3 protein-coding genes are annotated in these 1,507 nt (G+C 51.9%); all 3 read right to left on the bottom strand.

Annotation, left to right across the window (positions count from 1 at the left end; translation table 11 throughout):
• Window positions 1-91: 91 nt before the first annotated feature.
• Entirely contained in the window at window positions 92-592 is a 501-nt protein-coding gene (locus MWU64_RS15335) for a pyridoxamine 5'-phosphate oxidase family protein (protein WP_247065348.1), read from the bottom strand.
• A 93-nt stretch (window positions 593-685) separates the two neighbouring features.
• Entirely contained in the window at window positions 686-1,102 is a 417-nt protein-coding gene (locus MWU64_RS15330; RefSeq protein WP_247065346.1) for a GNAT family N-acetyltransferase, read from the bottom strand.
• 78 nt (window positions 1,103-1,180) lie between these two features.
• On the bottom strand, window positions 1,181-1,474 hold the full coding sequence (locus tag MWU64_RS15325) for a HigA family addiction module antitoxin (protein ID WP_247065344.1): 294 nt from the start codon (window positions 1,472-1,474) through the stop codon (window positions 1,181-1,183).
• Window positions 1,475-1,507: the final 33 nt, after the last annotated feature.

Below are 1,507 nucleotides of genomic sequence, written 5' to 3'. Positions count from 1 at the left end.
AGCAGGCGTTCTCGCTCATGGGTTTAGGTTGGCCGCTGGCGCGGCCAAAAAAATCACTATTGCCTATTGATTACGAGAAGGCTCATATGGGTTATGCATGTTTCGGCCACAGGCCATCCATCATCACAGGGTAAGTGACTGGCTTGTAGTCGGTAAACTCAATGTCTCTAACATGGGTGAAATCTGTCCAGAGCTGCCGAGCGCCTTTCATCCAACTCGACGGCTTAACCCGCCGTTCTATTTTTTCGACTTCTTCGGGAGTAGCTTCACGAATTGGCCCAACTTTGCCATACAACCTCACACCAGGTGGTGCAACGAAGCGACCTATTAATAGAGATCGCAGCCAAAAAAGGCGGCCAGCGTTTACCGCCATAATGCATACGTGAGGGTTTTGATCAATATTGCTACCCAAAGCTTGGGCATAGTGATCAAAGAAATAACCTCGCTGATCCTCACCCAAAAATACTGTGCCAACAGGCGTTATGTGAGGTGTTCCATCCGGGTTCACCGTTGCGATTGAACAATAGAGAGTCGAGGCTTGTCCCTGCTCCAGCACTGCTTTAACTTTTCCCCAATCATCCTTGATACTCATAGTTTCTCCCTTAATGCATAACGCCAGCCAGCATGCGCGGCTACGGAATGGAGGCGAAGCCGCAATGCAGTAGGCGTCGCGTGCCTGGCCTGGTTAATTGCCAATGGTCACCCCCGGATCCAGAACCCAACACCTATCATTGTGCGTGTAACCGATCTGACCATAGTACGAATTGGCTGCCGGTGCTGCGATGAGTATCAATTTGCAGAGCGGACCCAACTGCCCTTGGGTCAGTGACTGTAACCGTTTACCGATTCCTGATCTCTGATAGCTCTTGTGAACAGCGAGGTCTGACAGATAGCAGGCATAATGAAAATCGGTGACGCTGCGGGCGATACCGACAAGCAAGTCCTCATCCCAAGCGCTCACGATGAGATTGGAGTTGGAAACCACCCCCTCCATACAGTATCGGTCGTGAATTGGCCGACGCTCCCCGAGGGTAGAACTCTCCAGCAAACCAATGAACTGGTCAGTGGTAACGGGGTGATTCACCTTGAAGCTGATAGCCATACCTCTCCTTGGCAATTAACGCCTGGCTTTGCGGCGTGCCGGAGCGCCAGCGCAGGCGCGTCCGACAACAGCCATTGGTTAAGCTGCCTCGAAGTCCAGGGGATGGATTCCATCCAGGTTGACCGTGTGGCGGGCCACCCATAGATCGTACATATCTTGCATCGCCAACCAGCTCTCAGGAGTACGCCCGAGAACTTTGGACAGCCGAAGAGACATTTCCGGGCTAATACCACTATCCCCTTTGAGCAGCCGAGACAAAGTGGAAGGTGAAACTCCCAGACTGGAAGCAAGCTGACGAGAGCTGATACCAAAAGGCTCCAGGTACACCTCGCGAATGAATTCACCAGGATGCGGCGGATTATGCATAGTCATTAGTGATAATCCTCATAATCAAGAATGTAGGCG

This window comes from Marinobacter sp. S0848L (genome assembly GCF_023016065.1).
Lineage (GTDB): Bacteria > Pseudomonadota > Gammaproteobacteria > Pseudomonadales > Oleiphilaceae > Marinobacter.
Note: the sequence above shows the minus strand (reverse complement) of the source record. Positions and strands in the feature narration are given on the sequence as shown.

Coding starts and splice junctions, on each gene's coding strand:
- MWU64_RS15335 (WP_247065348.1), bottom strand. CDS start 592: ATGAGTATCAAGGATGATTGGGGAAAAGTTAAAGCAGTGCTGGAGCAG.
- MWU64_RS15330 (WP_247065346.1), bottom strand. CDS start 1,102: ATGGCTATCAGCTTCAAGGTGAATCACCCCGTTACCACTGACCAGTTC.
- MWU64_RS15325 (WP_247065344.1), bottom strand. CDS start 1,474: ATGACTATGCATAATCCGCCGCATCCTGGTGAATTCATTCGCGAGGTG.